Origin of the sequence: Actinomadura sp. WMMA1423 (assembly GCF_006547145.1) — a bacterium.
Taxonomy (GTDB): Bacteria; Actinomycetota; Actinomycetes; order Streptosporangiales; family Streptosporangiaceae; genus Spirillospora.
The window spans coordinates 9143684-9169679 of the sequence record NZ_CP041244.1; the positions used below are offsets into that span (position 1 = coordinate 9143684).

Genomic DNA, 25996 nt, shown 5'->3' on the forward strand with positions numbered 1-25996 from the left:
CCCGTGACCTGGGTGGCGGCCGGCCTGGTCGTTTCGGTGGTCCTGCTGGGATGCGCGGCGGGGCCCGCGCTCGACCTGCTCAGGCGCTCGGCCCTCGGGCCGGGGACGGCCATCGCCTGCTGGTCGGCGGCCCTCGCCGGGACGTTCATCGCCGCCGCGGGCGCCGCCGCGGCGGCCCTGCTCACGCCGCCCGGGCCCGGCCACGGATTCCTGGAGTGGCTGAGCGACTGCCTGCCCCATCACGGCCGCCTCGCCACGGCCGTCGCCGCCGCCGCGAGCGCCGCCCTCGCCGCGGCCTGCGGCGCCGTGCTCGCCCGCGGCCTGCCGCGGTTCGGCCGGGCCGTGCGCCGCCGGCGGCGGCACCGGGAGGCGCTGCGGCTGGTCGCCCGCGAGCACCGCCGCCACGCGGACGTCCTCGTCCTCGACCACCCCGTGCCCGTGGCGTACTCGCTGCCGTCCCGGCACCGCGCGATCGTGCTGAGCACCGGGGCGCTGGAGGCGCTCACCGCCGAGGAACTCGGCGCCGTCCTGGCCCATGAGCGGGCGCACTTGCGCCAGCGGCACCATCTGCTGCTGCTGGCGGTGGACCTGGGCCACGCCATGCTGCCGTGGCTGCCGACCGTCCGGCGCGCGAAGGCGCGGCTGCCGCTGCTGCTGGAGATGGCCGCGGACGACGCCGCGGTCCGCGTCCACGGCAGGAAGGCGCTGGTGGACGCGCTGCGCCGCCTCTCGGCGGTGCCCGCCGCCGGGGGAGCGCTGGGGGCGGTGGGAGCGCCGGCCACCGGCGCGCCGGCGGAGCGGATGCTGCGGTTGGAAGCCGCCGACCCCGCGGGGCCGCGCCCCGCCGCCCGGTTCGTGGCCGGCCTCTTCGCGGCGGCGGCGGTCACCGCGCCGCTCCTGGCCGGGGCGGTGGCGATCGCCGAACTGGCGAGGACCTGCTAGGGCGGGCCTGGGCTCCGGGTGAAATGAGTGACTTGAGTGACTTGAGTGACTTGAGTGGCGAAGGGCGCGATGATCTCCTACGCTCCGTAGGAGGCTGCGGTCCGACGTCCCCGCCGGGGGCGGCCGGCGGCCACGCCGAATCCCGCGGACGGCTCCGTCCGGGGAACCGGGGACCCGATCTCCAGGGGTGAATCCGTCCCGGCGGGACGGTAGGGCGACTCCGGCCCGAACCCGACAGCTCACCCGGTAGGCGGTACTGGAGAGGACGACGCATGCAGCGACGCGCTGCCAGCCCCCGACCGGCGGCCACCCGCCGGATCGTCACCAGCACGGCATGGACGGCCGCCATCGCGCTGTCCACGGGGCTTCTCACGCCTGCGCCCGTCCACGCCGAGCCCAAGCCGACGCGCAAGCAGCTGACGGCCCAGCAGGAGAAGCTCGCCGACGAGGCCGAGAAGCTCAGCGAGCAGTACAACGGCCTGCGCGAACGCCTCAAGCAGGCCGAGCACGCCGCCAAGGCCGCGAGGACCGACGCCCGGCGCCAGAAGGCGGCCCTGGACGAGGCGCGCGAGCGCATGGCGAAGATCGCCGCCGACAGCTACAAGAACGGCCCGGTCGACCCGGCCATCAGCTTCGCCTCTTCCTCCGACCCGCAGGCCGTCCTCGACCAGTCGGCCACCCTCAACTACTTCGCCAAGCAGAACGACGTCCGCATCACGCAGATGCTCCAGGTGATGCAGGGCGCGGACCGGTCCCGCAAGGCCGCGGAGCAGCGCGCGGCCCAGGTGCGCGGGCTCACCGAGGAGGCGAAGAAGAAGCGGCGCGAACTGCAGATCAAGCTCAAGAAGGTCGAGAAGCAGCTCGGCACCTTCAACGGTCCCGGTTCACGGTCCGGCTCCATCCCCAACATCAGCTCCGGCGGAGCCTCGGCCAAGGCGATGACGGCCGTCCGGGCCGCCCTGAGCCAGCAGGGCGTGCCCTACTCCTGGGGCGGCGGCAACGCGTCCGGGCCGACCTACGGCACCGCGCAGGGCGCCAACATCAAGGGCTTCGACTGCTCGGGCCTGACCCTGTACGCCTACGCGCAGGTCGGCATCACCCTGGGGCACTACACCGGCAGCCAGTACAACGCCGGGACCCACGTGAGCATGAGCCAGCTCAAGCCCGGCGACCTGGTGTTCTTCCACAGCGACCTGCACCACATGGGCATGTACATCGGCAACGGGAACATGGTCCACGCGCCGCAGACCGGCGACGTCGTCAAGATCGCCCCGATCGCCGGCCGGCCCTTCGCCGGGGGAGTGCGCGTCGCCTGACCGCGAGGCCGCCGCCCGCGCCCGGGTCTCCTAGGCGGTGAGGTGCTCGTCGAGGTACCAGCCGTAGGGGCCCGGGGCCGTGCCCGCCGCCGCGCGGGGCGCGTAGTGCCGGGCGTAGATCGCCGCGACCAGCTCGCCGCGGCTGCGCACGCCGGCCTTGCCGAACACCGCCTTGAGGTGGTCCTGCACCGTGAACGGTGAGATCCCCAGGGCGGTGGCCATCTGCCGGGTGCTGTGCCCCTGGGCGGCGAGGCCGGTGATCTGCCGCTCCCGGGGCGTCAGCCCGTACGCGCCCGCGATGACCTCGCTGAGTACCGCGGGCCTGGCCCCCTCGATGATGACCGCCACGCGGTCTCCGGCTCCGTCCCCGCCGGACGCCGGTGAACCGTGCAGGACCACCCAGCGCCCGTCCCTGGCGGGCAGGGCCGCCCTGGCCAGGCCGTCACCGCCGGCGGCGGCCGCCGCCACGGCCCGCAGCGCGCTCGGCAGCCGCCCCCGGTCGTCGACGGCCTCCAGCCATGCCCGCGCGTCCGCGCTGCTGACCTCGACCTCGCCCGACCCGGTCACCAGCAGCATGCCCGGCGGGTGGTCGAGGCCCTCGGGGGCGGCGAGCGCGGCGCGCAGCAGCGTGAGCCGGAACAGCTCGGCGATCGGCGTGGAGACCGCCGCCAGCAGCGCAAGCTCGTCATCGGTGAACGGCGGCGCGGGCGCGCGCCGGTAGAGGGTGAGCGAGCCCCAGCAGCCCTCCCGCGAGCGCAGGACCACCCGCGCCTCGTCAGTGACGTCCAGCCCGCGCAGCAGGACCCGGTAGCGCCGGGCCTGCGAGAGGTCCCCGCCGGTGGCGCGGTGCAGGCTCGCGACGGGCGAGGCGGCCGCCGCGAGCTCGGCGTAGCCGTTGGGGTCGCCGCCCTGGAACTCCAGGCCGAACAGGACGCGCTCGCGCTCGACCGCCCCCCGCGCGTCGAGCCCGCTGACGAAGCAGCTGGTCCACAGCAGCGTCGCCGGGTCGACCGTGGAGACGGCCGCGATGTCGTACCCGACCGCGCGGCGCAGCAGGCGGTCGACCTCGGCGCGCACCCGGGTCAGATCGTCACCGCGCGCGGCCAGCCGGTGGATCCGGTCCAGGAGTTCCATGCCCCCAGCATCGCGGGTGCGGGACCGTATCACCACCCCCAGATTCCAGGGATACGCAGGTCAGCGCCCCCGACCTTACGTTCAGGACGGCCGCCGAGCCCGATCCGGACCCGGCGCGACCGGACACGAGAAGGAGAGACCGACATGGACGACCAACGTCTCGAGGGCCGCGACGACCTGTTCACCCACATCCACAAGGCACTGCGCAACGGGTTGTTCGCGGTCACCGTCCAGGCCGGCGCCACCGACTGGACCGACGCGGCCGAGGTCGCCGCGCTGGGGGAGCGGTGGCGACGCCTGCTGGCGCTGCTGCGCAGCCACACCGAGCACGAGGACCAGCACATCCTGCGCCTGCTGGACCCGCACGAGCCCGGCTCCGCCGAGCCGACCGAGGAGCAGCACCGGGACCTCGACGACCTGCTGGACGACCTCGCCGGACGGTTCGAGGCCGTGCTCGCGGCCCCGGAGGCGGCCGCAGGCCTCGCCCTCTACCGGGACCTGGCCCGCTTCACCGCCGCCTACCTCCCGCACCTGCACGAGGAGGAGACCCTGATCATGCCGCGCATCTGGGCGCACTGCGACGACGCCGAGATCGGCGCCGCCCGGGCCGCGTTCATGGCCGCCACCCCGCCGGAGATCACCGCGACCACCATGGAACTCCTCCTGCCCGCCCTGGACCGCCCGACCCGCGAGGGCCTGGTCGCCGGAATGGCACGAACGGCCCCACCCCAAGCGCTGGCGGCCGTACTGGCCATAGCAGACCGCGTACTCCCCACCCCAGCGGCAACCTCCCTACGCCACACCGCCACCACGGCGACCGGGGCAGCCCGCTAGCAGGCGGCCCAAGCGCGGCCGCATCGTCGGAACCCGGCCTTGCGGGGGCAGAGCCGGGGTCGACGGGGACGATCGGGCGGTTCGGGACCGAGCCCGAGCAGCCGACCACGGTCAGGTCACGGGAGGACGCGGGTGACGAGGTCGGCTACGGCGCCGTCGGCGCAAGGGGCCACGACCACGTCGGCGGCGGCTCGGACGGATTCGTGGCCGTCGCCTACGGCGGCGCCGAGCCCGGCGGCCTGGATCATGTCCAGGTCGTTCGGGTTGTCGCCTATCGCCGCGATGGTGCTCAGGGCAACGCCGTGGGACGCCGCCAGCTCGCGTAGCGCCGCGCCCTTGGACGCGCCTGCGGGCAGCACCTCCAAGTAGGTGATCTCGGACCTGACGAGGGTGACGCTCGACACGGCCGCCGAGACCGTCCCCTCGGCGGGGTCCATCAGCTCGGGGTGGTCGCAGATGAGCATGACCTTGACGATGTCGTCGGGGGGCAGTGCGTCCCAGGAGCCGATGCGGGCGAGCTCGATGCCGTCGCGGTGGGCGTACTCGCGCAGTGCCGGTGAGGAGTGGGTGACGTGGGCGCGGCCCCGGCTGAAGGCGACCGGACGGACTCCCGCCGGCAGTTCGGCGAACAGCATCGTGAGGCTCGTCCAGGCGGCGATGTCGAGGCTGCGCCGGTGCAGGACGGCGCCGGTGCTGAGGTCAACCACGCGCGCCCCGTTGTAGAGGATCGCCGGGGTCGTGAGGCCGAGCGCCCGGTAGTACGGCAGCGCCGAGTCCTCGCCGCGCCCGGTCGCGATGACGACGGTGCCGCCGGAGGCGGTGAAGCGGCGCACCGCGGTCGGATTCGGCTCGACGATCTTCAGGTCGCGCCCGACGAGGGTCCCGTCCAGATCGGTGACGATCCACTCGGCGGTGCGCACCCCGGCGGCGCTCATGCCGGTCAGCGCTCGACGAGGGTGTGGGCGAAGGAGTAGCGGTCGGCGCGGTAGACGTGGCGGCCGTACTCGACCGCGCCGCCCTTGTCGTCATAGGCGGTGCGGGTCATGGTGAGGAGCGGGACGCCGCGCCGTGCGTCCAGCAGCCGGGCCTCGGCCGCCGTCGCGCCGCGGGCGCCGATCGTCTGGTTCGCGATGCGCAGGTTGACGCCCCTGGCGCGGAGCAGCTCGTACAGGCCGTGCTCGGCGAGGTCGGCCTCGGTGATCCTGAACGGCTCGGGCGGCAGGTGGTTGGTGAGCAGGGCGAGCGGCTCGTCACCGGTGAACCGGACGCGGCGCATCCGGGTGACCCCGGTGCCGGGCGGGACGCCGAGCTCCTTGGCCACCTGGTCCCCGGCGGGGACGGTGCCCAGCTCCAGCACCTCGGTGCGCGGCTCGCGGCCGGCCGCCGCCAGGTCGTCGTGCAGGCTGGTCAGCTCGATCGGGCGGCGGATCTCCGACTGCACCACCTGCGTGCCGACGCCGCGCTTGCGTACCAGCAGCCCCCGGTCCACCAGGTGCTGGATCGCCTGCCGGACGGTGGGGCGCGACAGCCCGCACCTGTCGGCCAGCTCGACCTCGTTCTCCAGACGGGTGCCAGGGGACAGCTCACCCGCCCGTATCGCCGCCTCCAGCTGCTGTGCGAGCTGGTAGTACAGCGGCACGGGGATGCTGCGGTCCACGGTCACGCGCGGTCTGTACACCCGCCGCCTCCTCACGTCAGGGACGATCGTACCCGCCGCCGGGCGCTAGCTCATTACCTCATAATGTCATAACAAACTGTTGACATACCTTCCTGGTCTTCAGCAGACTCGGCGAGGCCATGCCGAGTCCGGAGCCGGGTGCGTCCCAGGGAGACGGTGAGCCGATGATCAACGACCGCGTAGCGGGAGCCCCGATCTCGTGGGGGGTGTGCGAGGTCCCGGGCTGGGGCCACCAGATGGATCCAGGACGGGTGCTGGCGGAGATGCGCGCACTCGGGCTGGCCGCCACGGAGTTCGGACCGGACGGCTTCCTGCCCGCCGAAGCCGGGGAGCGCGCCGCCCTGCTCGCCGGATACGGTCTCCGTCCGGTGGGCGGCTTCGCGCCGGTCGTACTGCACGACCCGGATCGCGACCCGCTGCCCGAGGTCCGCCGGATCCTGTCCGGCTTCGAAATGGAACGCTCCAAGCCGGAACCGGCGCTGGTGCTGGCCGCCGTCCACGGGCTGCGCGGCTACGACGAGCGCCCCTCCCTGGACACCGTCGGGTGGACGGCGCTCCTGACCAATCTCGAGCGGATCGCCGCGCTCGCCGGGGAGAGCGGGGTCCGGGCCGTGCTCCACCCGCACGTCGGGACGATGGTGGAACGCTCCAGCGAAGTGCGGCGCGTTCTCGCCGGGTCCGGCGTGCCGCTGTGCCTGGACACCGGCCACCTGCTGGTCGGCGGAACCGACCCGGTCGAGCTGGCGGCGAGCGCGGCCGGACGGATCGCGCACGTCCACCTCAAGGACGTCGACGCGGACCTCGCCGAGAGCGTGCGGGACGGCCGGACCCCCTACACCGACGCCGTACGGGCCGGGCTCTACCGCCCGCTCGGTGCGGGCGACATCGACATAGCGGACATCGTCGGCTCCCTCGAAGCCGCCGGTTACGACGGCTGGTACGTCCTGGAGCAGGACACGGTCCTCGACCGCGAACCCGCGCCGGGCGAGGGCCCGCTGGCCGACGTCCGAGCCTGTGTCGAGTACCTCGCCGGGATCGGCTCATGAGCGGCGCCGCGTCCTTCGACGTCATCACCATGGGCCGCGTCGGCGTCGACCTCTACCCGCTGACCTCCGGCGTCGGGCTGGACGAGGTCGAGACGTTCGCGAGGTTCCTCGGCGGCAGCGCCACCAACGTGGCGGTCGCCGCCGCCCGGCACGGCCGCCGCTCCGCCGTCATCACCCGGACCGGCGCCGACCCGTTCGGCCGCTTCGTCCGGCGGGCGCTCGCCGAGTACGGCGTCGACGACCGCTACGTCGCCGACGTCCCCGGCCTGCCTACCCCGGTGACCTTCTGCGAGCTGTTCCCGCCCGACGACTTCCCGCTGTACTTCTACCGCTTCCCGAAGGCCCCCGACCTGGAGATCCGCGCGGACGAGCTGGACCGGCCCGCGATCGAGGCCGCCGGGGTGCTGTGGGTCACGATGACCGGCCTGTGCGCCGAACCGTCCAGGACGGCGACCCTGGCCGCCCTCGGCACCCGCCGCCGGAGCGCTCTCACCGTCCTCGACCTCGACCACCGGCCCGTGTTCTGGGAGTCGCGGGACGAGGCGCGGCGTTGGGCGGGCGAGGCCCTCGAACACGCCACCGTCGCCGTCGGGAACACCGCCGAGTGCGAGGTGGCGGTGGGGGAGAGCGACCCCCTGGCCGCCGCCCGCGCGCTGCTCGACCGGGGCGTCCGGCTCGCCGTCGTCAAGCGCGGACCGGACGGCGTCCTCGCCGTCGACGCCGAGGGCCGGACCGCCGAGTCGCCGCCGGTGCCGGTCGAGGTCGTCAACGGCCTCGGCGCGGGCGACGCGTTCGGCGGCGCGCTCTGCCACGGGCTGCTTTGCGGCTGGGACCTGCCGCGCGTCCTCGGCTTCGCCAACGCGGCGGGCGCGATCGTCGCGTCCCGGCTGGCGTGCTCGGCGGCGATGCCCACGACGGACGAGGTGCTATCGCGGACCGAGGAGGTGGCCGCATGACGCCGGAGATGCCGGCGCCCTCCGCCGATGCGAGGGCGGAGCGGATCGCGGGGCTGGCCGAGGCGCGGGCGGTGCGTCCGGAGTCGATCGCCGAGGCGGCGGGGCGCCGTGCCCGGCGCGGGTCGCTGCTGGGCGGGACCGGGCGGTTGATGCTCCTGGCGGCCGATCACCCGGCGCGGGGGGCCCTGGCCGCCGGGGGCGATCCGCTGGCGATGGCCGACCGGGGAGAGCTGCTGGACCGGTTGTGCACCGCGTTGGAGCGGCCGGGCGTGGACGGCGTGATGGGCACGGCCGATGTGATCGAGGATCTGCTGCTGCTGGGCGTACTGGACGGCAAGGTCGTGATCGGGTCGATGAACCGGGGCGGGCTGGCCGGGTCCTCGTTCGAGATCGACGACCGCTTCACCGCCTACGGCGCCGGCGCGATCGCGGCCTCGGGTCTGGACGGCGGCAAGATGCTGCTGCGGGTGGACGAGGCGGACCCGGCCACCGCGCGCGCTCTTGAGGGGTGCGCCCGCGCGGTGTCGGAGCTGGCCGAGCACGGGCTGATGGCGATGGTGGAGCCGTTCATCTCCCACCGGGTGGACGGGCGGGTCCGCAACGACCTGTCGCCGGAGGCCATGACGCGGGCGATCGCCATCGCCTCCGGACTGGGCACGACGTCGGCACGTACCTGGCTGAAGGTGCCGGTGGTGCAGGACATGGAGCGCGTCATGGCCGCCTCCACGCTGCCCGCGCTGCTGCTGGGCGGGGAAGTGGCGGCCGATCCCGCGGCCGCGCGGGAGGGCTGGCGCCGCGCGCTGCGTCTCCCCACGGTCCGGGGCCTGGTGATCGGCCGTTCCCTGCTGTACCCGGCGGACGGCGACGTCGCCGCGGCCGTGGACGCCGCAGTGGAACTCCTGTGAACGACGAACCGAGGGCAGTGCCGGGTTGCGGCCGGCGTCACCCGCATGTGCCGGCCGGGCCGGCGCGTATCCGGAAGAGCCGGGATGTGCGGCCGGTGGAGCCGCGGCCGCCGTCGCCCCTGGCATACGGCATGGAGGGACGGTCATGAGGTTGACGGTGGCGCAGGCTCTGGTGCGTTTCCTGGCTGCGCAGTACAGCGTGCGGGATGGGGAGCGGCGGCGGTTCTTCGCCGGGTGTTTCGGGATTTTCGGGCACGGCAATGTGGCGGGGGTCGGTCAGGCGCTGCTGGAGCACGGTGATGAGTTGCCGTACTACATGGCGCGCAACGAGCAGGCGATGGTGCATTCGGCGGCCGGTTATGCGCGGATGAGTGATCGGTTGTCGACGTTGGCGTGCACGACCTCGATCGGGCCGGGCGCGACGAACTTGGTGACGGGTGCGGCGCTGGCCACCATCAACCGGTTGCCGGTGCTGCTGCTGCCCGGGGATGTGTTCGCCACGCGTCCGGCCAATCCGGTGCTGCAGGAGTTGGAGGACGGTCGCTCCTACGACGTGTCGGTGAATGATTGTTTGCGGCCGGTGTCGAGGTACTGGGATCGGATCAATCGTCCTGAGCAGTTGCCGGGGGCGTTGCTGGCGGCGATGCGGGTGCTGACCGATCCGGCCGAGACCGGTGCGGTGACGTTGGCGCTGCCGCAGGACGTGCAGGCCGAGGCGTTCGAGTGGCCGCAGGAGTTGTTCGCCGAGCGGGTGTGGCGGGTCGCGCGTGCGGTGCCCGAGCCCGCCGCGCTGGAGGAGGCGGCGGCGATCGTGGGGGCGGCGGAGCGTCCGTTGATCGTGGCGGGGGGTGGGGTGATCTACTCCGGTGCGAGCGAGGTGCTGGGGGTGCTGGCCGAGCGGACCGGTGTGCCGGTGGCCGAGACGCAGGCGGGCAAGGGCGCGCTGGCGTGGGATCACCCGTGCTCGGTGGGCGCGGTCGGGGCGACGGGGACGACGGCGGCCAACGCGTTGGCGCGCGAGGCCGATGTGGTGGTGGGGATCGGGACGCGTTACAGCGATTTCACCACCGCTTCCCACAGCCTGTTCGCCGACCCGGACGTCAGGTTCGTCAACATCAACGTCGCCAGATCTGATGCGGTCAAGCTCGGGGGAGTGTCGGTGGTGGCCGACGCCCGCGAAGCCCTCCGCGCACTGGACACCGCGCTGGAGGGCTACACCGTGCCGGAGTCGTATCGCGACGAGGTGCGCGAGCGGACGCGGCGGTGGAGCGGTGTCGTCGATGCCGCGTTCGGCGGGCGCCGGGGAACGCCACTGGCGCAGACGGAGGTCATCGGCATCGTCAACGCCGAGTCCGGGCCGCGGGACGTGGTGGTGTGCGCGGCGGGGTCGATGCCCGGTGACCTGCACAAGCTGTGGCGGGCCCGCGACCCCAAGGGCTACCACGTCGAGTACGGCTACTCCTGCATGGGCTATGAGATCGCCGGGGGCCTGGGGGTGAAGATGGCCGCGCCCGACCGCGAGGTGTTCGTCATGGTCGGCGACGGCTCGTACCTGATGATGGCCCAGGAACTCACCACCGCCGCCGCCGAAGGCATCAAGCTCGTCGTCGTCCTGGTCCAGAACCACGGCTACGCCTCCATCGGCAACCTGTCCGAATCGGTCGGCGCCCAACGGTTCGGCACCCGCCACCGCCTCCGCACCCCCACCGGCCTGGACGGCGACCCCATCCCGGTCGACCTGGCCGCCAACGCCGCCAGCCTCGGCGCCGACGTCATCCGGGCCGACGACGCCGACGGCTTCAGGAAGGCGCTCCGCCAGGCGATCGCCTCACCCCGGACGACGGTCGTCCACGTGGAGACCGACCCCTTGGCTCCGGCGCCGGACAGCGAGGCCTGGTGGGACGTCCCGGTCGCAGAGGTCTCGGCGCTGGAGCAGACCCGGCAGGCCCGCGCCCGCTACGAAGACGACAAGAAGGCCCAGCGCCGTTACCTGTGAAAGGAAACCGATGCGTTCTATCCAGCACTGGATCGGGGGTGTCCCGGTGGGCGGGAGCACCACGGCGGCCGTGCACGACCCGGCGACGGGTCGGCAGGCCGGCGAGGTCGTCCTCGGGCGCCGCGCCGAGGTGGACGCGGCGGTGGGAGCCGCGGCGCGAGCGTTCGAGACGTGGTCGGAGGTGTCGCTCAGCCGACGCGCGCGGATCATGTTCGCGCTGCGCGACCTGCTGGAGCGGCACGAGGACGAGCTGGCCCGCCTGGTCACCGCCGAGCACGGCAAGGTCCTGGACGACGCGCGCGGAGAGGTCGTCCGGGGGCGCGAGGTCGTCGAGTTCGCGTGCGGGATCGCGCAGGTGCTCAAGGGCGAGTTCTCCGACCAGGTGTCGTCCGGGGTGGACGCGTTCTCGTTCCGGCAGCCGCTCGGGGTGTGCGCGGGAGTCGTCCCGTTCAACTTCCCGGTCATGGTCCCGCTGTGGATGCACCCGATCGCCATCGCGTGCGGCAACACGTTCGTGCTGAAGCCGAGCGAGCGCGTGCCCTCCGCGTCCAACCTGGTCGCCGAGCTCTACGCGCAGGCGGGCCTGCCGGACGGGGTGTTCAACGTGCTGCACGGCGACCACGTCACCGCCGACGCGTTGATCACGCACCCCGGCGTGGCGGCGGTGTCGTTCGTCGGATCCACGCCCGTGGCGCGGCACGTGCACGAGGCGGCGGGCGCCGCCGGGAAGCGGGTGCAGGCTCTCGGCGGCGCGAAGAACCACGCGGTCGTCCTGCCCGACGCCGACCTCGACCTGGCCGCGGAGCAGATCACCGCCGCGGCGTACGGATCGGCGGGCCAGCGCTGCATGGCGGTCTCCGTGGCGGTCGCGGTCGGCGCCGCCGGGGATCCGCTGGTCGAGCGGCTCGCCGAGCGGGCCCGCGCGATCAGGGTCGGGCCGGGCGGCGACCCGGCGAGCGAGATGGGGCCGCTGATCAGCGAGGCGGCGCGGGAGCGCGTCACCGGGCATGTCGAGGAGGCGGAGCGGGCCGGGGCGAAGCTCGTCGTGGACGGGCGCGGCCTGGACGGCCCCGGGTTCTTCGTCGGCCCGTGCCTGCTCGACGGCGCCGCCACCGACATGGCCGCCTACCAGGAGGAGATCTTCGGACCGGTGCTGCTGGTGCTGCGCGCCGAGACGCTCGACGAGGCGATCGCGCTGATCAACGCCAACCCCTACGGCAACGGCACGGCGGTCTTCACCTCCTCCGGGGAGGCGGCGCGGCGGTTCCAGCGCGCCGTGCACGTCGGGATGATCGGAGTGAACGTCCCCATCCCGGTACCGATGGCGTTCTACTCCTTCGGCGGCTGGAAGGCGTCCCTGTTCGGGGACACCCACGTCCACGGGGCCGAAGGGGTGCGGTTCTACACGCGCGCCAAGGCCGTCACCTCCCGCTGGCCCGCCCCCGCCGCGACCGACGAGGCGTCCTCAATGGCCTTCCCCACCGCGCGGTGAGAACCCGCGCACGGTGGTGAGCGCCTCGTCGAGCGACAGGACGTCGGCGTACTTGGCGCCGAGGTCCAGCAGGTTGGCCTCGTGGAGGCGGGGGTCCCGATCGCCGCAGGCCTCGTCCACCACCAGGGGGCGGAACCCGTGCTGCAGCGCGTCCGTCGCGGTCGCGCGGACGCAGCCGCTGGTGGTCAGCCCGCAGATCAGCAGGGTGTCGACGCCGGACGCGGTCAGGGTGGACGCCAGCGACGTGCCGTGGAACGCGCTGGCGTACTGCTTGGTCACCACGGTCTCGCCGGGACGGGGGGCCGCCCCCTCGGCGAAGTCGCCGAGGGGGCTCCCCTCCTCGAACACGCGCAGCGCGGGGATCTTGAGGCGGAACAGCCCGCCGTCCGCCCCGCCCGGCCGGTACTCCACCCGGGTGAACAGCACGGGCAGCCCGGCCGACCGGCCCGCCCCGATCAGGGACGCGGCGGCGGCCGCCGCGTCCTCGACCGGGGCGCGCAGCGGCGACCCGTCCACCAGGTAGGCGCGGACGAGGTCCACCACCAGCACCGCGGGCGACCGGCCGCAGCCGAGGCCGTGCCCGAAGCCCGAGGCGCGGTAGTCGGCGGCGAGGTCGCTCACCTGCGGTCGCCCAGCGCGGCGGCGGACCGGACGTCGACCGGCGGGCGCGGGGCGGGAAGGCCCGTCTCCTCCTCGCAGCGGGCGAGGATCTGCTCCAGCGGCGGGCCCATGTCGAACACCGGGATCTCGGTCCGCTCGGCGGCCATCGACGCCCGCAGCGCCTCGGTGGCCTCCTCGTCGAGGACGCCCTCGCCGGTGCAGACCACGCCGTACCCGGCGCGGGCGCCGTCCGCGGTGGCCAGGCCGCGCTTCACCTCCAGCGCGACCAGCTCGGCGGGACGGGCGAGCGGGTCGCCCCATCCTCCGCCGCCCCAGGTCACGAAGTGCAGGACGTCGCCGGGCCGGACCGGTACGTCGTGGATCTTGCTCGGAAGCACCTCCCGGGTGCCGTCCGCCCGCTCGATCCACTTGCGGCCCCGCGCGCCCGGACGTCCGCCGTTCACCCCCCACGGGTAGGTGAGCCAGCGGTCGTCGTGGATCGCGATCGTGCCGGGCTGCTCGAAGCAGTACGCGACGTCGACCCCGTTGCCGCCCCGGTGCAGGCCCGCGCCGCCGGAGTCGGCGATCGTCTCCCACCGCTCGACGCGCAGCGGGTAGTAGGACTCCAGGTACTCGCAGGGGATGTTGACGAACGACGGCCACAGCGAGTGCCCGTCCGGGCCGTCCCCGACCGGGCGCCCCGGCACCCCGCCGAAGCCGATCGAGTACAGCTGGAACCACTCGCCCTCGCGCGGACCCGAGGTGTAGTGGCCCGAGTACATGAAGTGCGGCGAGGACGAGAAGCCGGCCGCGTTGAGGATCTCCGGGTTGGTCTGGCCGAGGAGCCCGCCGAACAGGTCGAAGACCCGGCCGATGCCGTGGTTGCGGGCGTTCAGCGCGGCGGGGTGGCGCGGCTTCCAGAACGAGTCCTCGGGGATCGTCACGTCGATCAGCGGGTAGAAGCCGTCGTTCCAGAGGATCTGCGGGTCCGCGACGGTGATCACGTAGATGCCGAAGAACATCCGGACGAGGTTCTCGTTGATGAAGTAGTTCACCGGCCCGACGGCCTGCGGGGCCGCGTGCGAGAAGTCCAGATGGATCTTCTCGCCGGTGCGGGTCAGCGAGATCTTCAGCTCGTACGGGCCGTACCCGCAGCCGTCGTCGCAGATGTAGTCGGCGAACTCCAGCGTCCGGCCGTCCTCGAAGAGGGTGGCCAGCAGCACCTTCATGGCCTGGTAGTTGCGGTCCAGCAGGGCGTCCAGCGCGGACAGGTAGGTCTCGACGCCGAACCGGGCGCACAGCTCCGAGACCCGCCGGGCCGCCGTGGTGCACGCGGCGACCAGGCCGTTCAGGTCGGCCCGGTTCCAGTCGGGCATGCGCACCTGGTTGAGGATGATGCGCAGCGCGGCCTCGTTCAGCACACCGCCCTCGTACAGCTTGAACGGCGGGACGACCACGCCCTCCTCGTAGATGGTGCGGGCGTCGGCGGGCATCGAGCTGGGCGTCTTGCCGCCCACGTCCGACATGTGCCCGAACATCGAGGACCATCCGACCAGGCGGCCCTCGTGGTAGATCGGCACCACCAGCAGCCAGTCGTTGGCGTGGCTGATCGCCGCGCCGCAGGCGTAGGGGTCGGACGTCATCAGGATGTCGCCCTCGCCGATCGTCCCGTCGAAGTTCTCCAGGAAGTCGGGGACCGAGAGCCCGAACTGGCCGACGACCATCTTCCCGGACGGGTCGGCGATCAGCGGGAACTCGTCGTGCTGCTCGCGGATGCCCGGGGACAGCGCGGTGCGGAACAGCACCTCGTCCATCTCGTGGCGGGCGTTGCGCAGCGCGTTCTCGATGATGTCCAGGGTCACCGGGTCGACGTCGACCCGCCCGGCCGGCGCGGTCTCGGTCTGCAGGATCTCGGCCATCAGCCCTCCTCGTTCAGCGGACGGATCAGCAGGCTGCCGCTGGGGTGCACGGACGCGGAGTGCCCGGCCAGCACGAGGGTCGTGGAGTCCATCTCCACCACCACGGCCGGCCCTTCCACGACGTCACCGGAGAGCAGCTTGGAGCGGTCGTAGATGCGGGCGGGCGCCGTCTCGCCGTCCATCCACACCTCGGTCTCGCGGATCAGGGCGGCCGACGGGTCGCCCGTCCCCTCCGGCAGGACGCGCCAGGCGACCTCGGGGCGCGGCCCGCTCACCGTGACCCGCAGGTTGATCACCTCGCGCTCGTTGTCGAGCAGGAAGGAGAACAGCCGCTCGTGCTCGGCGTCGAACGCGGCGCCGAGCCCGGCCAGCAGGTCGCCGTCGACGGTGGCACGGTCCACCTCGACCGGGATCTCGAAGCCCTGCCCGTGGTAGCGCAGGTCGATCTGGTACGTCGCGGTCTGGCTCGCGCGCGGCACGCCCTCGGCCTCCAGCCGCCCGGCGGCGGCGTCGGCCAGCTCGGCGAGCGCGGTGCGCAGCTCGTCGTCGTCGAGGGTGGAGAAGCGGCGCACCATCGTGCGGGCGCTCTCGTCGCGCGGGCAGGTGGTCGCGTCCCCGTAGGCGCACAGGACGCCCGGCGACGGCGGCACGATCACCGGCCAGGAGCCGGTCAGCCTGCCGAGCGCGTTGGCGTGCAGCGGGCCCGCGCCGCCGAACGACATCAGCGCGAAGTCACGCGGGTCGTAGCCCTGCCGGACGCTGATCAGGCGGAGCGCGCCGAGCATGTTCTCGTTGACGATGTCGATCACGCCGGCCGCCGCCGCCTCGACGCTCGGCAGGCCCATCGCGTCGGCGATGGAGCGCATCGCCTTGCGGGCGGCCTCGACGTCCAGCGCGATCTCCCCGCCGGCGAGCCGCGTCGGCAGGTAGCCGAGCACCACGTTGGCGTCGGTGACCGTCGGGTCGGTGCCGCCGGTCCCGTAGGCGGCCGGGCCCGGGTCGGCGCCCGCGGACTGCGGGCCGACCCGCAGTGCCCTGGTCAGCTCGGGCACGTGCGCGATCGAGCCGCCTCCCGCGCCGACCGTGCGGACGTCCACGCTGGTGGCGCGGACGGTGAGGTCGCCGACGGTGGTCTCCCGGCCGATCCGGGGCCGCCCGCCGAGCACCAGCGCCACGTCGGTGGACGTGCCGCCCATGTCGAAGGTGAGGAAGTCGGGGAACCCGGCCTGCTCGGCGAACCAGACCGCCCCCGTCACCCCGCCGGCCGGGCCGGACAGCAGCAGCGAGACCGGGTCCTCGGCCGCCTTGGCGGCCTTGGTGAGCCCGCCGTCGCTGCGCAGCACCGACAGCGGCGCGTCGATTCCGCTGGCGCTCAGCGAGCGGTCCAGGTTGCGCACGTAGCGGGACACCTCGGGCTGGACGTAGCTGTTCGCCACGGTCGTGACCGTGCGCTCGTACTCCCGCATCTCCGGCAGGACGCGGCTGGACAGCGACACCGGCACGCCGGGCAGCTCCTCGGCGGCGATCTCCGCCACCCGCCGCTCGTGCTCGCCGTTCGCGTAGGAGTTGATCAATGAGACCGTCAGTGCCTCGATGCCGGCCCCGCCGAGCCGCCGCAGCTCCGCACGCGCGCGCTCCTCGTCCAGCGGGGTGACGATCGTGCCGTCCGCGGCGATCCGGCCGGGGATCTCCACGGTGTGCTCCAGCCGGGCCAGCGGCTCCGGCTTCGGCCAGATGATCCAGCCGGCGAGGCCGCCGGGGACGTACGAGCGGCCGATCTGCAGGACCTGCCGGAAGCCCTCGGTGGTCACCAGCCCGACCCGCGCCCCCCGGCCCTGGAGGATCGCGTTGGTCGCGACGGTGGTGCCGTGCAGGACGTGCGCCACCTCGTCCATCTCGATCCCGGCGTCCCGGCACACCTTGCGGATGCCGTTCAGCACGCCCTCCGACTGGTCCGCCGGAGTGGACGCCGTCTTGGCGCGGTGGCTGACGCCGGTCTGCTCGTCGACGAGCAGCACGTCGGTGAACGTGCCGCCCACGTCGACGCCCAGTCGATAACCCATCTGCTCTCCCGGTGCTGTGCTCAGATGACGCCGCGCTCCGACAGCGCGGCGATCTCGTCTTCTGGAAGGTCCAGGAGGCCGCCGTAGACCTCCCGGTTGTGCTCGCCGAGCCCGGGGCCGGGCCGTCGCACCGACCCCGGGGTCTCGCTGAGCCTGGGGAACGCGTTGTGCATCGGGAGCTCGCCGAAGTCCGGGTGGACCAGGCGCACGATCGCCTCGCGGGCGGCGAAGTGGGGGTCGTCGAACATGTCCTTGGCGGTGTAGATCCGGCCGGCCGGGACGCCTCCGGCGTGCAGCAGCTCCAGCAGGTCCCCGGTCTCGATCCCGGCCGACCAGGCGGAGATGACGCCGTCCAGCTCGGCCATGTTCCGGCCCCGGTCCGCGTGCCCGGCGAACCGGGGGTCGGCGCTCAGCTCGGGCCGGCCCATCGCCCTGGCGAGCCGTCCGAACACGGTGTCCTGGTTGGCGGCGATGAGGATCATCTCGCCCGACGCGGTCGGGTAGACGTTGCTGGGGGAGACGTTGGGCAGCACCGAACCGGTCCGCTCGCGCTGGTACCCCGCGACCGCCCACTCGGGCAGCAGCGACTCCATCATCGCCAGCACCGCCTCGTAGATCGCCGAGTCGACGACCTGGCCGCGTCCGGTGGCGGAGCGGTGGTGGACGGCGACGAGCGCGCCGATGGTGGCGAACACCGCCGCCAGCGAGTCGCCCAGCGAGATCCCGGCGCGGGCGGGCGCGCCGCCGGGATCGCCGGTCACGTAGCGGATGCCGCCCATGGCCTCGCCGATCGACCCGTACCCCGCCCGGGGCGCGTAGGGGCCGGTCTGCCCGAACCCGGACACGCGCACCAGGATCAGGCCGGGGTTGCTCTCGCGGAGCCGGTCGAAGTCCATCCCCCAGCGCTCCAGCGTGCCGGGCCGGAAGTTCTCGACCACGATGTCGGCGTGGTCGATGATCCGCCGCGCGAGGTCCTGGCCCTCCGGGGTGCGCAGGTCGCAGGTCACCGACTTCTTGTTGCGGGCGACCACCGGCCACCACAGGGACTTGCCGTGCGGCTTCTCGCGTCCCCACTGGCGCATCGGGTCGCCGGCGCCGGGCGACTCCAGCTTGATCACCTCGGCGCCGAAGTCGCCGAGCAGCTGGCCGCAGAACGGCCCGGCGAGCAGCTGCCCCATCTCCACGACGCGCAGGTCGGCGAGGGGGCCCCGGGCGTCCGGCGCGGCACCGTCGTGCGTTGACATCTAGCCGGTCCTCGTTTCCATGTCGTCGTTCGGGTCGTTCGGGTCGTTCGGGTCGTTCGGGTCGTTCGGGTCGTTGGGGGTGCGGGCGGTGCGCAGCAGCACCGCCTTCGCGGCGAGCACGTGCGCCCGCATCACCGACTCGGCCCACGTCCCGTCGCGGGCGAGCAGGGCAGCGGCCAGCTCGCGGTGGTGGGCGGAGCTGCGGGCGAGGTCGGCGGGGGAGTAGCGGTGGAAGGTCCGCATCACGAGCGGGAGCTGGACCACCGCGTTGAGCATGGACACGAGCCGGCCGCTCGCGGCGGCGGCGCGGATGATGTCGTGGAACTCGGCGTTGAGCGTCGCGACCCGGTCCAGGTCCTGGCCCGCGCCCGGCTCGACGGCCTCTTCCATCAGGCGGCACAGCTCGTCCATCCGGCCGGTGTCCGCGGCGGTCACGCGGGTGGCGGCGCGCCGGGCGGCGGCGCCCTCCAGCAGCATCCGCAGGTCGTAGATCTCCTCGAGATCCTCGGGCGTCCAGTCCGGGACCCGGGCGCCGCGATGAGGCAGCACCTCCACCAGGCCCTCGACCTCCAGCCGCCGCAGCGCCTCCCGGACGGGCGTCCGGCTGGAGCCGGTGATCTCGGCGAGCTCGGCCTCGCCGAGCCGCGCCCCGGGCGGGTGGACGCCGTCCAGGATGTCGGCGCGCAGCCGTGTGTAGACACGGTCCACGGCACGGACCATCCGAACCTCCTCCGATCGATTGCATGCAAGATAGGCCGAACGTGAGCCTTGACACAAGAGACTTCCCAGGACAATCCTGCAGATGGCTCTGGATTGCATACAAAGGATGCTCATGGTCGAACTCATCGAGGTGGCGCCCCGGGACGGGCTGCAGAACGAGTCCGCGGTCCTCGCCACCGCGGACAAGGTGCGGCTCGTCGAACGCAGCGTCGCGGCGGGCCTGCGGCGGATCGAGGCCGTCAGCTTCGTGAACCCGAAGCGGGTCCCGCAGATGGCCGACGCCGAGGCCGTGATGGAGCGGCTCCCCAGGCCGGAGGGCGTCAGCTACGCGGGGCTCGTCCTCAACAGGCGCGGGCTCGACCGCGCGCTCGCCACCGGAGTGGACGAGATCAACGTCGTCGTCGTGGCCACCGACGAGTTCAGCCGCCGCAACCAGGGCTGCACGGTCGAGGAGGGCGCCGCCGCCTGGGCCGCGATCGCGGCGGACGCCCGCGCCGCCGGGGTGCGCCGCACCGTGACGATCGCCGCCGCCTTCGGCTGCCCCTTCGAGGGCGAGGTCCCCGCGGCCCGCGTGCTGGACCTGGTCCGTCGGGTCGCCGAAGGCGAACCCGACGAGATCGCCCTTGCCGACACGATCGGTGTCGGCGTTCCCGCCCAGGTCCGCGCGCTGCTGGCGGGTGCCGCCGGGATCGCCCCCGGCGTCCCCCTTCGCTGCCACTTCCACAACACCCGCAACACCGGCTACGCCAACGCCCTCGCCGCGGTCGACTCCGGGGTGAGCGCCCTGGACGCCAGCGCGGGCGGCTTCGGCGGCTGCCCGTTCGCGCCCGCCGCGACCGGCAACATCGCGACCGAGGACCTGCTGTACGCCCTGGACCGCTCGGGCGTCGCCACCGGCGTCCGGATGTCCGCGGTCGCCGAGACGGCGGCCTGGCTCGGCGAACGCCTAGGCAAGCCCGTCCCCGCCCTTCTCGGCCGCGCCGGCCCGTTCCCCGCCGGGGCGTGACCGGCGCGGTCCGTCCCGCACGACCGGTCGGAGCGAATTCTTTTAGCGAATTCTTTCCGCGGGTGCGAGGCGTGGTCACACGCCGGCTCACACGGCGCTGCCGGATGGTTGGTAAGCGGCCGCAGGGGCCGCGGGGTCGCACCGCGCGGCGTGGCGCAAGGCGCGGCCGGCGTGCGGACGGATGGAGGAGACCGATGCCGCTCATCAACGTGAAGGTGATCGAAGGCGTGTTCACCGACGACCAGAAGACCGAGCTCGTGCGTGCGCTGACCGATGCGATGGTCAGCGTCGAGGGTGAGAACATGCGTCCGGTGACCTGGGTGGTCATCGAGGACGTCCGCAGCGGAAGCTGGGGCATCGGCGGGACGCCGCTGACCACCGCGGACGTGAAGGCCCTGGCCGCCGGCGAGACCGGAGGCTGACCGGCCGCGCTCAGCCGGTCGTGAGGGGGACGGGAAGGCGGTCGCGGAGTTCGCCGGCCGTGAGACCGAAGGTCTCCCGGACCGACGCCCCGTCCGGGCCCACGTCGATGACGGCGACGTCGGTGTAGACCCTGCTGACGCAGCCGACGCCGGTCAGCGGATAGGTGCAGGCGGGGACCAGCTTGGACCGGCCTTCCTTGTCGAAGAGCGTCATCATCACGAAGACCTGCTTGGCGCCGATGGCCAGGTCCATCGCGCCGCCGACGGCGGGGACGGCGTCGGCGGCGCCGGTGTGCCAGTTGGCGAGGTCGCCGGTGGCCGAGACCTGGAAGGCGCCCAGCACGCACACGTCGAGATGGCCGCCGCGCATCATGGCGAAGGAGTCGGCGTGGTGGAAGTACGACGCTCCGGGGAGCTCGGTCACCGGGACCTTGCCGGCGTTCGTCAGGTCGGGGTCGACCTGGTCGCCCACGGCGGCGGGGCCCATGTTGAGCATGCCGTTCTCGGTGTGGAGCACGATGCCCGAGCCGTCGGGGAGATGGTCGGCGACCTTGGTGGGCCTGCCGATGCCGAGGTTGACGTAGGAGCCGGCGGGGATGTCGCGGGCGACGACCTCGGCGAGCTCGTCCGGGGTGAGGGGACCCGTGCGGGACATGTCAGCGCGCTCCTTGGACGGTGTAGTGCCGTTGCTCGACCCGCACCACGCGGTCGACGAAGATGCCGGGCGTGACGACCGCCTCCGGGTCGAGATCGCCGACCGGGACGACGTCGGTCACCTGCGCGATCGTGGTGGTCGCGGCCGTGGCCATCACGGGGCCGAAGTTCCGCGCGGTCCTGCGGTAGACGAGATTGCCCATCGCGTCGGCGCGATGGGCGCCGATCAGGGCCACGTCGCCCTTGATCGGGTACTCCAGGACGTGGACGCGCCCGTCGATGGTCCGGGTCTCCTTGCCCTCGGCCAGCGGCGTGCCCACGCCGGTCGGGCAGAAGAAGGCGCCGATGCCCGCGCCGGCCGCGCGCATCCGCTCGGCGAGGTTGCCCTGCGGCACGACCTCCAGCTCGATCTTCCCGGCCCGGTAGAGCCCGTCGAAGACGTGGGAGTCGCTCTGCCGGGGAAAGGAGCAGACCACCTTCCGCACGCGCCCGGTCTTCAGCAGCGCGGCCAGCCCGACGTCCCCGTTCCCGGCGTTGTTGGACACGATGGTGAGGTCCTTCGCGCCCTGCCGGATCAGCCCGTCGATGAGGTCGAACGGCATTCCCGCGAAGCCGAAGCCGCCGACCAGGACGGTGCTGCCGTCCTCGATCCCCCGGACGGCCTCGTCGACGCTTTCGAGGATCTCCGCTCGGCTCATGCCCCGGCCTCCCCGCCCCGCGGGCCCGTGCCCTGCGTGCCAGTGCTGTGCGTGCCAGTGCTGTGCGTGCCAGTGCTGTGCGTGCCAGTGCTGTGCGTGCCAGTGCTGTGCGTGCCAGTGCTGTGCGTGCCAGTGCTGTGCGTGCCAGTGCTGTGCGTGCCAGTGCTGTGCGTGCCAGTGCTGTGCGTGCCAGTGCTTTCCGTACTCGTGTTCTCCAGGACGACCGCGAGTCCCTGCCCGACGCCGATGCAGATCGCGGCGACGCCCCAGCGCTCGCGGCGCTCGCGGAGCACCTTCGCGAGCGTGCCGAGGACGCGGGCGCCGCTGGCCCCGAGGGGGTGGCCGATCGCTATCGCGCCGCCCCTGGTGTTGACGATCTCCGGGTCGACGCCCCAGGCGTCGACGCAGACGAGCGACTGCACGGCGAACGCCTCGTTGAGCTCGACCGCGCCGACGCGGTCCCAGCCGATCCCGGCCCGCGCGAGGGCGCGCTCGGCCGCCTCGACCGGCGCGTACCCGAAGTCCTGGGGGTCGAGCGCGAACGCGCCGCGTCCGGCGATCCGGGCGACGGGGTCGAGGCCGATCCGGCCGGCGGCCGCGGCGGAGCCGAGCAGCAGGGCGCCGGCGCCGTCGCTCAGCGGCGAGGCGTTGCCCGCGGTGATGGTGCCCTCCGCGCGGAAGCTCGGCTTGAGCCCGGCCAGCTTCTCCAGCGAGGTGCCCGCGCGGATGCCCTCGTCGCGCTCCAGCCCCCCGGCGGGGACGACGAGGTCGTCGTAGAAGCCCTCGTCCCAGGCGGCCGCCGCCAGCCGGTGGGAGCGCAGGGCGAACGCGTCCTGGCGCTCCCGGCCGACGGCGTGCTTCTCCCCGAGCCGCTCGTTGGCCTCGCCCAGGGAGACGGTCCACTCCTCCGGCATGCGCGGGTTCACCAGCCGCCAGCCGAGCGTGGTGGAGACCGCGGCGAGGTCCCCGGGAGGAAAGCCCTTGGCCGGCTTGGGCAGCACCCACGGCGCCCGGGTCATCGACTCGACCCCGCCGGCCACGACCACGTCGGCGTCGCCCGTCTCGATCATCCGGGAGCCGGTCATCGCCGCGTCGAGGCCGGAGCCGCACAGCCGGTTCACCGTCGTGCCCGGCACGCTCGTCGGCAGCCCGGCCAGCAGCGCGGCCATCCTGCCGATGTTGCGGTTCTCCTCGCCGGCGCCGTTCGCGTTGCCCCAGACGACCTCGCCGATCGCGGCCGGGTCCAGCCGGGGCGCCCGGTCCAGCAGGGCGGTGATCACTCCCGCCGCGAGGTCGTCCGGCCGCACGCCCGCCAGGGCGCCGTTGAACCGTCCGAACGGGGTCCGGACGGCGGAGTACAGGAAGGAGCTCATGGCGTCGAGGCTAGATGACCTCCCTTGATACAGTGAAGTATCAATATTCGCACCAATTGAGATGCCAGACATATGGATCTGCGCCACCTGCGGTACTTCGTCGCCGTCGCCGAGGAGCTCCACTTCGGACGCGCCGCCGAACGGCTCGCCATGGCCCAGCCGCCCCTGTCGCAGGCGATCCGCCGGTTGGAGGCCGACCTCGGCGTGGAACTGCTCCATCGGACCACGCGCCGGGTCGAGCTCACCGACGCGGGCCGCGGCTACCTGGCGCGGGCCCGGAAGATCCTCGGCGAGGTGGCCGAGGCGGCGCACGAGGCCCGGCGGGTGGCGGCCGGGGCGGTCGGCCATCTCGCGATCGGCTGCGTGGGCTCGGCGACCTACAGCCTGCTGCCCGCGATCTCCCGCGGCCTCTTCGCGGAGCTGCCCGGGGTCGACTTCTCCTTCCGCGGCGAGATGCTGGTGCCCGACCAGGCGGCGGCCCTGCGGTCCGGCGCGATCGACGTGGCGCTGCTGCGGCCGCCGATCGGCGATCCGTCGCTCACGGTGCTGCCGCTGCGCCGGGACCGGCTGGTCGTCGCCGTCCCCGGCGACCACCCCCTGGCCGAGCTGCCGGAGCTGGGGGTCACGGACGTGTCGGGCGCCGACCTCATCGTGCATTCCGCCGACCGCCGCTCGGTGATGTACGACGTGGTGCTCGGTCTGTTCCGCGGCGCCGGGGTCGAGCCGCGGATCCGCCACGAGGTCGGCGAGACCTCCACCCTGGTGACCCTCGTCGCGGGCGGTCTCGGTCTGGCCGTCGTCCCGGAGCCCGTCACGGCCCTGGCCCTGGAAGGCGTCGTCTTCCGGCCCCTGGTCCGGCCCGCCATGAGCGTCGACCTCGCGATCGCGTACCGGACCGACCGCACGGAACAGCACCTGGCCCGAGCCGTCTCCGTCATCCAGCGGATCGTGCGGGAGGCGCGGGACGGTGCTCCCGGAGCGGAAGGCGACGATCGTCCCGTCCGCCGGCCCTGACGAGAGCTCCCGCGAACGCCGGGCGGGCCCAGGGGACCCGCCCGGCGTCACGGACGATCAGTTCACCGCGTGCCGAGCAGGACGGACGCCGGTACGCGCACCGCGACCGGCGGCAGCTTCGAGCCGTTCCCGGCGGCGCTCACCTGGGTCGCCATCGCGCTCGCGTCCGCCGGCCCCCTGGTCTCGAGCACCGTTTCGGGGTTCTTCGCGAACGGCTGGACGTCGCCGACGCACACCTTGCCCGCGGGCGGCAGCGCCACGCGGACGAGGTAGCCCTCGACCGCCTTCGTCACGCAGTCCGAGGTGCCGTAGGCGGTGTGGCCCCAGCTGTCGCTGGACAGCAGGCGGCTGTTCGGCAGCATCTTGCTGGACGAGACCGCCTCCTTGTAGTTCGTGGCCGGGTCGTAGTAGTTCCCCACGAACAGGACGGGAGCGCTCGTCCGCCGGTTGAACGGACCGGTGTAGGCGTCCTCGTCGCGGACCGTCCAGGCGTCACCGGCGCACTGGACGCTGCCCCAGCCCCACGCGCGCCCGAAGTAGGGCGCCCGCCTGTCGGAGGCGGCCGTCAACGCGGGCCAGGCGCCGGCCTTCTTCGGATGCAGGCCGTCGGTGCAGGTGACACCGCTGAACGCGTCGAAGGAGTTGTCGTAGGGGAAGTCCTTGGCCGAGACCTTCTGCGCGGCCTCCTTCTGCCGCCTGACCTCGGCCCGGCGCTGCGCGATGCGGGCGGCGAGCGCCCTGCGCGCCTCGGCGGCCTGCGCCGCCGTCGAGGCGGGCGAGGTCGCCTTCCACAGGTCGGTGGCCATGGCGTCGATGATCTCGTAGCCGCTCGGGTCGTACAGCATGCCGAGCGCGGCGCCGATGAAGTCGGCGTAGGTGACCTTGTCCCCGTCGACGTCGACCGGCCCGGCCTTCAGCCGCTTGGCGAGGACCTCGAAGTTCTTGACGGGATCGCCGTAGGCCGCGAACTCGCACTTCTTCTTGCCCGCCTTGCCGCAGCGGACGAGGATCTCCCGCAGCGCCTTGTAGGCGCCGTCGGCCGACCGCAGCCGGTCGTCCAGGATCCGGCCCGCGGTCTTGCGGGTGCCGACCCAGGAGACGGGGTCGATGACACCGTCCACGGCGACGGCGCGCACCCGGTCGGGGAACATGTTCGCGTAGTACTGGCCGATCGCGGTCCCGTAGCTGAAGCCGAGGTAGGACAGCTTCTCGTCGCCGACCGCGCGGCGCAGGACGTCCATGTCGCGCGCCGCCTCGGCGGAGGACATCGCGCCCGCCAGCTTCTTCCCGGTCGTGGAGCAGCCCTTGCCGAGCGCCTTCGCCGACTTGACGTAGGCCGCCTCCTGCTTCGCCCCGAGGGGGAACGCCACGTCCATCCCCGCCATGGCGAGCGTCTGGTCCCTGGTGGAGCGGAAGCAGGCGACGTTGGAGCTGAACCCGATGCCGCGCGGGTCGAAGCCGACGATGTCGAAGCGGTCGAGGACGTCCTCGCCGAGGAAGTCGGGAGCCTGGTAGGCGATGGCGGTGCCCTGGCCGCCGGGCCCGCCCGGGTTGAGGAAGAGGCTGCCGATCCGCTTCTCGGCGTTCCGCGCCCGCACCCTCAGGACGGCGATCTCCGTGGTCGCGCCCTTCGGATCGTCGTAGTCCAGGGGGAGACGGACGGTCGCGCATTCGGCGTAGCCGTAGCACTTGTACCAGGCGGGCTTCGGGGCGGGCACGCGGTCGACGCGCTTCTTCTCGGCCGGGCTCGTCGTGTCGCCTGCCCGGGCGCCCGCCCGGACGTCGCCGGCGCCGGGCTCGGCCAGGGCGGCGGGGGCCAGGGCGGGCACGAGTGCCGCCCAGGCCGTGCCGACCACGAGCATCCTGTGTCTGAGGCGCATGCGGTTCCCTTCGTGGGGATCGATGCCTTCCCGCGCCGGGCGCGGATTGGTCCCCAGATTCTCGGGCGCGGCGCAGTCCACTGCGATCCACCGGCAGGCCGGAA

Annotated in this window: 22 protein-coding genes, 1 pseudogene and 1 riboswitch; of the genes and pseudogenes, 11 read left to right on the forward strand and 12 right to left on the reverse strand. The window is 73.3% G+C overall.

The window, feature by feature from the left end; all coding sequences use genetic code 11:
- Positions 1-3: 3 nt before the first annotated feature.
- Positions 4-942: a M56 family metallopeptidase gene (locus FKD65_RS42175; protein WP_141585615.1), complete on the forward strand. Its 939-nt coding sequence runs from the start codon at positions 4-6 to the stop codon at positions 940-942.
- Positions 943-1065: 123 nt separating this feature from the next.
- Positions 1066-1211: riboswitch (cyclic di-AMP (ydaO/yuaA leader) on the forward strand.
- Positions 1212-1214: 3 nt separating this feature from the next.
- Positions 1215-2258 (forward strand): NlpC/P60 family protein, encoded by a 1044-nt coding sequence (locus FKD65_RS42180; RefSeq protein ID WP_141585617.1) that lies wholly within the window; start codon positions 1215-1217, stop codon positions 2256-2258.
- 30 nt (positions 2259-2288) lie between these two features.
- Here FKD65_RS42180 and FKD65_RS42185 read toward each other — a convergent pair whose 3' ends face one another.
- Positions 2289-3392, reverse strand: coding sequence for a helix-turn-helix transcriptional regulator (locus FKD65_RS42185; protein WP_141585619.1), 1104 nt, complete (start codon positions 3390-3392; stop codon positions 2289-2291).
- A gap of 144 nt (positions 3393-3536) precedes the next feature.
- On the opposite strand from FKD65_RS42185, the gene FKD65_RS42190 reads away from it, so the two are divergent.
- The gene (locus tag FKD65_RS42190; protein ID WP_141585621.1) at positions 3537-4226 is read left to right on the forward strand and encodes a hemerythrin domain-containing protein; all 690 of its coding nucleotides are present in this window, start codon (positions 3537-3539) and stop codon (positions 4224-4226) included.
- 116 nt (positions 4227-4342) lie between these two features.
- On the opposite strand, the gene FKD65_RS42195 is transcribed toward FKD65_RS42190, so the two are convergent.
- Entirely contained in the window at positions 4343-5161 is an 819-nt protein-coding gene (locus tag FKD65_RS42195) for a Cof-type HAD-IIB family hydrolase (protein ID WP_141585623.1), read from the reverse strand.
- A gap of 5 nt (positions 5162-5166) precedes the next feature.
- Positions 5167-5904 carry a GntR family transcriptional regulator gene (locus tag FKD65_RS42200; protein WP_141585625.1) on the reverse strand — a complete coding sequence of 246 codons (738 nt, stop codon included), beginning with the start codon at positions 5902-5904 and terminating at the stop codon, positions 5167-5169.
- A 164-nt stretch (positions 5905-6068) separates the two neighbouring features.
- Between FKD65_RS42200 and FKD65_RS42205 the strand changes: the two genes are divergently transcribed.
- The 5 genes from FKD65_RS42205 to FKD65_RS42225 all read left to right on the forward strand — a co-directional run bounded on the left by FKD65_RS42205 (position 6069) and on the right by FKD65_RS42225 (position 12299).
- The gene (locus tag FKD65_RS42205; protein ID WP_141585627.1) at positions 6069-6950 is read left to right on the forward strand and encodes a TIM barrel protein; all 882 of its coding nucleotides are present in this window, start codon (positions 6069-6071) and stop codon (positions 6948-6950) included.
- Positions 6947-7906 (forward strand): 5-dehydro-2-deoxygluconokinase, encoded by a 960-nt coding sequence (iolC, locus tag FKD65_RS42210; protein ID WP_141585629.1) that lies wholly within the window; start codon positions 6947-6949, stop codon positions 7904-7906. Before FKD65_RS42205 ends, iolC begins: the two co-directional genes overlap by 4 nt.
- Positions 7903-8811: an aldolase gene (locus FKD65_RS42215; protein WP_240809863.1), complete on the forward strand. Its 909-nt coding sequence runs from the start codon at positions 7903-7905 to the stop codon at positions 8809-8811. The genes iolC and FKD65_RS42215 overlap by 4 nt, the downstream gene beginning before the upstream one ends.
- Before the next feature lie 145 nt (positions 8812-8956).
- Positions 8957-10807, forward strand: a complete 1851-nt coding sequence (iolD, locus tag FKD65_RS42220; protein ID WP_141585631.1) for a 3D-(3,5/4)-trihydroxycyclohexane-1,2-dione acylhydrolase (decyclizing) — start codon at positions 8957-8959, stop codon at positions 10805-10807.
- 10 nt (positions 10808-10817) lie between these two features.
- Positions 10818-12299, forward strand: a complete 1482-nt coding sequence (locus tag FKD65_RS42225) for a CoA-acylating methylmalonate-semialdehyde dehydrogenase (protein WP_141585634.1) — start codon at positions 10818-10820, stop codon at positions 12297-12299.
- Here the strand turns inward: FKD65_RS42225 and FKD65_RS42230 are convergent.
- From FKD65_RS42230 to FKD65_RS42250, 5 genes are read right to left on the reverse strand one after another with little or no spacing between them, the layout of a single operon-like run.
- Positions 12273-12920 (reverse strand): isochorismatase family protein, encoded by a 648-nt coding sequence (locus tag FKD65_RS42230; RefSeq protein ID WP_141585636.1) that lies wholly within the window; start codon positions 12918-12920, stop codon positions 12273-12275. The genes FKD65_RS42225 and FKD65_RS42230 overlap by 27 nt on opposite strands.
- Positions 12917-14818, reverse strand: a complete 1902-nt coding sequence (locus FKD65_RS42235; RefSeq protein WP_141585638.1) for a hydantoinase B/oxoprolinase family protein — start codon at positions 14816-14818, stop codon at positions 12917-12919. Before FKD65_RS42235 ends, FKD65_RS42230 begins: the two co-directional genes overlap by 4 nt.
- On the reverse strand, positions 14818-16881 hold the full coding sequence (locus FKD65_RS42240) for a hydantoinase/oxoprolinase family protein (protein ID WP_141585640.1): 2064 nt from the start codon (positions 16879-16881) through the stop codon (positions 14818-14820). Before FKD65_RS42240 ends, FKD65_RS42235 begins: the two co-directional genes overlap by 1 nt.
- Before the next feature lie 20 nt (positions 16882-16901).
- Complete coding sequence (locus FKD65_RS42245) at positions 16902-18125, reverse strand: CaiB/BaiF CoA-transferase family protein (RefSeq protein ID WP_141585642.1); 1224 nt, start codon at positions 18123-18125, stop codon at positions 16902-16904.
- A complete protein-coding gene (locus FKD65_RS42250) occupies positions 18126-18845 on the reverse strand; it encodes a GntR family transcriptional regulator (protein ID WP_141585644.1) in 720 nt (239 codons plus the stop codon).
- Between the two features lie 112 nt (positions 18846-18957).
- Here FKD65_RS42250 and FKD65_RS42255 point away from each other — a divergent pair, with 112 nt between their 5' ends.
- Complete coding sequence (locus tag FKD65_RS42255; RefSeq protein ID WP_240809864.1) at positions 18958-19851, forward strand: hydroxymethylglutaryl-CoA lyase; 894 nt, start codon at positions 18958-18960, stop codon at positions 19849-19851.
- Positions 19852-20045: 194 nt separating this feature from the next.
- Complete coding sequence (locus FKD65_RS42260) at positions 20046-20273, forward strand: 4-oxalocrotonate tautomerase family protein (protein ID WP_141585649.1); 228 nt, start codon at positions 20046-20048, stop codon at positions 20271-20273.
- Positions 20274-20283: 10 nt separating this feature from the next.
- Here FKD65_RS42260 and FKD65_RS42265 read toward each other — a convergent pair whose 3' ends face one another.
- The 3 genes and pseudogenes from FKD65_RS42265 to FKD65_RS42275 all read right to left on the reverse strand — a co-directional run.
- Positions 20284-20928, reverse strand: coding sequence for a 3-oxoacid CoA-transferase subunit B (locus tag FKD65_RS42265; RefSeq protein ID WP_141585651.1), 645 nt, complete (start codon positions 20926-20928; stop codon positions 20284-20286).
- A 1-nt stretch (position 20929) separates the two neighbouring features.
- Complete coding sequence (locus FKD65_RS42270; protein WP_141585654.1) at positions 20930-21625, reverse strand: 3-oxoacid CoA-transferase subunit A; 696 nt, start codon at positions 21623-21625, stop codon at positions 20930-20932.
- 212 nt (positions 21626-21837) lie between these two features.
- Positions 21838-22998 (reverse strand): annotated as a pseudogene (locus tag FKD65_RS42275) (acetyl-CoA C-acyltransferase); the annotation flags it as partial.
- 72 nt (positions 22999-23070) lie between these two features.
- Here FKD65_RS42275 and FKD65_RS42280 point away from each other — a divergent pair.
- Positions 23071-24012 (forward strand): LysR substrate-binding domain-containing protein, encoded by a 942-nt coding sequence (locus FKD65_RS42280; RefSeq protein WP_141585656.1) that lies wholly within the window; start codon positions 23071-23073, stop codon positions 24010-24012.
- A gap of 62 nt (positions 24013-24074) precedes the next feature.
- On the opposite strand, the gene FKD65_RS42285 is transcribed toward FKD65_RS42280, so the two are convergent.
- Complete coding sequence (locus FKD65_RS42285; RefSeq protein WP_205718469.1) at positions 24075-25892, reverse strand: alpha/beta hydrolase; 1818 nt, start codon at positions 25890-25892, stop codon at positions 24075-24077.
- Positions 25893-25996 lie beyond the last annotated feature (104 nt).

What these genes read in the sequence shown, in the direction of transcription:
- FKD65_RS42180 (WP_141585617.1), top strand. Translation starts at nt 1,215, where the DNA reads ATGCAGCGACGCGCTGCCAGCCCCCGACCGGCGGCCACCCGCCGGATC.
- FKD65_RS42185 (WP_141585619.1), bottom strand. Translation starts at nt 3,392, where the DNA reads ATGGAACTCCTGGACCGGATCCACCGGCTGGCCGCGCGCGGTGACGAT.
- FKD65_RS42190 (WP_141585621.1), top strand. Translation starts at nt 3,537, where the DNA reads ATGGACGACCAACGTCTCGAGGGCCGCGACGACCTGTTCACCCACATC.
- FKD65_RS42195 (WP_141585623.1), bottom strand. Translation starts at nt 5,161, where the DNA reads ATGAGCGCCGCCGGGGTGCGCACCGCCGAGTGGATCGTCACCGATCTG.
- FKD65_RS42205 (WP_141585627.1), top strand. Translation starts at nt 6,069, where the DNA reads ATGATCAACGACCGCGTAGCGGGAGCCCCGATCTCGTGGGGGGTGTGC.
- iolC (WP_141585629.1), top strand. Translation starts at nt 6,947, where the DNA reads ATGAGCGGCGCCGCGTCCTTCGACGTCATCACCATGGGCCGCGTCGGC.
- FKD65_RS42215 (WP_240809863.1), top strand. Translation starts at nt 7,903, where the DNA reads ATGACGCCGGAGATGCCGGCGCCCTCCGCCGATGCGAGGGCGGAGCGG.
- iolD (WP_141585631.1), top strand. Translation starts at nt 8,957, where the DNA reads ATGAGGTTGACGGTGGCGCAGGCTCTGGTGCGTTTCCTGGCTGCGCAG.
- FKD65_RS42225 (WP_141585634.1), top strand. Translation starts at nt 10,818, where the DNA reads ATGCGTTCTATCCAGCACTGGATCGGGGGTGTCCCGGTGGGCGGGAGC.
- FKD65_RS42235 (WP_141585638.1), bottom strand. Translation starts at nt 14,818, where the DNA reads ATGGCCGAGATCCTGCAGACCGAGACCGCGCCGGCCGGGCGGGTCGAC.
- FKD65_RS42240 (WP_141585640.1), bottom strand. Translation starts at nt 16,881, where the DNA reads ATGGGTTATCGACTGGGCGTCGACGTGGGCGGCACGTTCACCGACGTG.
- FKD65_RS42245 (WP_141585642.1), bottom strand. Translation starts at nt 18,125, where the DNA reads ATGTCAACGCACGACGGTGCCGCGCCGGACGCCCGGGGCCCCCTCGCC.
- FKD65_RS42250 (WP_141585644.1), bottom strand. Translation starts at nt 18,845, where the DNA reads ATGGTCCGTGCCGTGGACCGTGTCTACACACGGCTGCGCGCCGACATC.
- FKD65_RS42255 (WP_240809864.1), top strand. Translation starts at nt 18,958, where the DNA reads ATGGTCGAACTCATCGAGGTGGCGCCCCGGGACGGGCTGCAGAACGAG.
- FKD65_RS42260 (WP_141585649.1), top strand. Translation starts at nt 20,046, where the DNA reads ATGCCGCTCATCAACGTGAAGGTGATCGAAGGCGTGTTCACCGACGAC.
- FKD65_RS42265 (WP_141585651.1), bottom strand. Translation starts at nt 20,928, where the DNA reads ATGTCCCGCACGGGTCCCCTCACCCCGGACGAGCTCGCCGAGGTCGTC.
- FKD65_RS42270 (WP_141585654.1), bottom strand. Translation starts at nt 21,625, where the DNA reads ATGAGCCGAGCGGAGATCCTCGAAAGCGTCGACGAGGCCGTCCGGGGG.
- FKD65_RS42280 (WP_141585656.1), top strand. Translation starts at nt 23,071, where the DNA reads ATGGATCTGCGCCACCTGCGGTACTTCGTCGCCGTCGCCGAGGAGCTC.
- FKD65_RS42285 (WP_205718469.1), bottom strand. Translation starts at nt 25,892, where the DNA reads ATGCGCCTCAGACACAGGATGCTCGTGGTCGGCACGGCCTGGGCGGCA.